Here is a 3,807-nt window from a genome sequence, read left to right on the forward strand (position 1 = left end):
AAAATCTGATTGTGGTACAGCTTGCCCATTAATTTGCTCCAAAGGAGAGTAACAAGCTGTCCGAACAGCAGTTACTTCATAACCCAGACTAGTACCCGTGCTAGTTCCTCCACTAGTACTAACTTTTGCCAAATATGTTTTTGTAATTTCTCTCGCACCTCCAAAATCAACAAGTGCTAGTTCTCCATTCGGTTGACAAATAATATTTTCTGGTTTTATATCTCTATGGAAAAAACCAGAACGATGAACTAGGTCAAGGATCTCAATTAATTGAAACAACCAATTGTATGCTAGTGTTTCCGTAATTTTTCCATGAGATTCTATCCACTGCTTTAAATTCTTTCCTTCAAACTTTTGCATTACTATACAAGGCAGCTTGAGGAGATCATCATTTAATGTAAAAGTAAAGTAATCTTCTCTATGAGACTTAGGAATTCCAGAATGCTTAAGGCTTTGTAATATTAGAGCTTCCCTATGAAATAACTCTGCGTATTTAGTATCATCATTCCAATACAATACTTTCAGTATTCTTGTTTGAGATCCTGACGAATGTATTCCAATATCTTGTACCTCAAATACATCCGTATAGTTAAACTTGTTATGTATAAATGTTAATGGACGTAATAAACGAATACGCCCGTTGATTAGCAAGGGATTACCACAAGATAAACAAGTTTCTTGCTCGTCAGGATTGTGGCGTTCCTTACAAAAAGGGTTTATACAGTAACTCACAAAATATTAACCGTTTGTGTATATTTCTTGGGTTTATTGGACTTTTCATCAATTAGCCCAAGCGGATCAATTAAGATGTATTTTTTTATGACTGGTTGTAAAGTATACCTAGTTTCTTTTTTGTCTGGATCATTGCTCCTTTCAACTAATGAGCGTTGTTCTAATATATCTATATCTGCCATGATTTCAAAAATAGATAAATCTAAACCTAGTTGATCTTTTAGAGCATCAATGAGTTTAGTGAAAGGTATAGGATTTGAATCTTTTTCTAATTCCTTCGCTAAGTAAATTAATATTGTTTTTTGAAGATTGTTCAAGAAACCATTTGGCTCAAATTGCTTGTGTAGCATTGCTTGAAATCGAGAGCTAATTACAGTAGTTCTATATTCAAAAAAACTTTCGATGTTTCCTCCAAAGAAACGATGAATTTTCTCCGCAACTGCCTCTAGCTCTGATGGATTACCTCTATATATTTCAATTAGTTTTTTGCATTCATCTCCAGATAATCCTTTTTCATAGAGCATCTGCATGGCTGCAATGGGATCTAAACCTTCCAACTTCCAATATAAAAAAGGTAAATTAGTTGTTGCATGGGTAAACTCTTTTAAAGGTATTTGGCTTGTAACAATTGTGCAGCTATATTTTTGTTCCTTTGCTAATTCAATAAAAAACTTTTCATACCCCATCCTTTTTTTAAAACTTTCTGATAAAGCTAATTTCTCAAAGCTATCTATTACTAATAAACAGCGATGCAAGGATAGATGTTTTGATATTAAAGAAATTTTATAATCTAAACTCTTATTATTACCTTTTTCTATATTTAAAACATCAATTAATTCATTAACTAATTGCTCTATAGAAGAACAATTCTCAGCTTCTTTCCAAACAACATAATCGTATAGGCTTGGGTTCTCAAAAATTATTTCTTCTACTAACTTGGCTGCAAAATAAGTTTTACCAATTCCACCAACTCCTATTAAAGTTATACAACGCTGATTAAAAAGTCTAATTTGGTTTTTTAGACAGTTTAGGTCTTCTTCTCTACCACAAAAAGATTTTAATTTAGGAAAATCTCCATAAAATTTAGTTTTGCCTACTAAAGAATCGCTATTCAGTTTAGATGCTTCAAGTTGGACATAATGTTTTTTGATTTGTTTAAGTAAAATCTCTTTGAAGTGTGTTTTTTTTACCTTCACTCCACCGAGGGCTTCTGACAGCATTAACCATAATCGGGGGCCTACCTTCTGTTGCAAATAATACGTATTGTATTCAGATTCACGCGCTATGTCAGTATAGTCTTTACCGCCCCATGACCCTTTGATTATAAGCTTTTCAGCTCCTGACAGACGAGTTCCCGTATGCTGAAGCACTTGCTCTTCCACAAATTTTAGTACTTCTTCTATGTCTATTGTGTCTAAATTATTACTAGCAACCATATTAGCTTGTATCGCAGGTACACTATAGTCAATAGTTTATATTCATTTTTACTCAAATTAAATATCTACATTTTAATAATTCTTAATTAGATATCCTATTTCCAAATTGTCTGTTTAAGCTATAAGATTAAAATGCCAAATTATACAGGTAGCAAAAGCACATCTTCACTGTCTTCTCCCAGTTACAGTCAAAGTAAGTTTATTGACAGACTTAACTGCATAGCCAATCAGTAGTTAATTCAGTAACTATGTACCCTTACTAATTAGCTTAATTAGTAAGTTTACAGTTGCATTAGATTCAGTTATACCTCTGAGTGTTAAAGCCTAAGTCTGACATGAATACAGGTATAGCCGTTTAAACCAAAGCCCCTTTTGCAACTGAACAATGCCGCACGCTATATGAGGATCTTACAAATTCTCAGACTATCTCTTAATCAGTTCTTAACGGAGGTGGCAAGATTTAAAGTAAAAAATCAGGATAATGTTAGATTCCAGACGGACATAACTTCTGTACAATCAAGCTAGTTAAAAGGAGGCATAGAGGTGAAGAATTTACAAAAATACGCACATTTAACGCAAAAAGCGCCACTAAGGAGCGGCGCTTCGTGCGTTCTATAAAACCCATAGTTATCAAGAGCGGGGTTGATCTCGAAGGAACAAAATAAGTTGTCGTTGAAGTTTGGCGACCGAGACGACTACTAAATTTGTCCGAGAGTATAATCCGCGCTGCCAGATCCATTATAGGATCTGCCGCTTGGAAAGTCCATTCCTTGCGGTATGTTTTGGCTGTTAAAATTCATAAGTTTTTGTAAAGTTAAGTTTGATGAAGAAAAATTGCGAATTTTATAGCAAAAAAAAGTAGCAGCGCGAATAACAGTTACCAGTTACCAGTTACCAGTTATCAGTCAGAGTCTTTGATAACAGTTAACTGATCCAACCCTCTCTGAACTTGTAAACCGAGTTATCAGGGGAAAAATCATGACAAACAGAGAACGCCCCAAGAGCGCTCTAAAAGAGCGCATGGGGTCGAGTGCAGCTTTCGCATGGCAATTTTGTGCTGTGACGAAGGGAAATTTTCGGAATATCCAGGCTAGAGCAAGAGTTTCGCAGCTTGAAAGAGTTTTTCCCAAGGAATTGCAAGGGGAGAGCCGATGAACGCAGCGACAACTGAATACCCAAACAATCTCACGGCAGAGGAATATCATGAGTTGTTAGCTGGTAGCGCCATTCATCCGGCGTTGATTAAGCGCAACTTCTTTCACGTTGAGGGAGAATCAGTTTATGATTTCCTGTTCATATCTGATAAAATCCCACGTAAGAATGCGGGTCGGGTAACAGATGGATACATCAAAATGTATCAGCATCTATTACTGGGTGGGACGTGGATTCAATCACTTGACCCATTCAAAAACTGGCAACCAATGGAGTGGGGAAGGATCAAGCCCAACTTTCCTCGCATTGATTGGCAAAAAGGGAAACCCGTCAAATACGAGTCACCCCCAAAAACTCCCAACCGCGTTACCTACTTTGATGTCGCTAACCCTATCTGGGACAGAGTTGCAAAGCGTTATTTAATTAAGCGCTATCATTCGCTTTTAGCATTGCGCTTACTGGATCAACTCAATCCACTAATATTTTG

3 protein-coding genes and 1 pseudogene are annotated in these 3,807 nt (G+C 36.1%); 2 read left to right on the top strand and 2 right to left on the bottom strand.

The annotated features are described in order from the left end of the window. On the bottom strand, positions 1-732 hold a 732-nt coding region (locus ACWATR_RS38900), incomplete at its 3' end, for a protein kinase domain-containing protein (RefSeq protein WP_460345404.1). Next, positions 729-2,168, bottom strand: a complete 1,440-nt coding sequence (locus tag ACWATR_RS38905) for an NB-ARC domain-containing protein (protein WP_460345407.1) — start codon at positions 2,166-2,168, stop codon at positions 729-731. The genes ACWATR_RS38900 and ACWATR_RS38905, both read right to left, overlap by 4 nt. A 978-nt stretch (positions 2,169-3,146) precedes the next feature. Between ACWATR_RS38905 and ACWATR_RS38910 the strand changes: the two genes are divergently transcribed. Next, entirely contained in the window at positions 3,147-3,323 is a 177-nt protein-coding gene (locus ACWATR_RS38910; RefSeq protein WP_460345410.1) for a hypothetical protein, read from the top strand. Beyond that, positions 3,320-3,807, top strand: a pseudogene (locus ACWATR_RS38915) (bifunctional DNA primase/helicase); the annotation flags it as partial. The gene ACWATR_RS38910 and the pseudogene ACWATR_RS38915, both read left to right, overlap by 4 nt.

It is taken from the genome of Nostoc sp. UIC 10890 (genome assembly GCF_054786515.1).

What these genes read in the sequence shown, in the direction of transcription:
- ACWATR_RS38905 (WP_460345407.1), bottom strand. Translation starts at nt 2,168, where the DNA reads ATGGTTGCTAGTAATAATTTAGACACAATAGACATAGAAGAAGTACTA.
- ACWATR_RS38910 (WP_460345410.1), top strand. Translation starts at nt 3,147, where the DNA reads ATGACAAACAGAGAACGCCCCAAGAGCGCTCTAAAAGAGCGCATGGGG.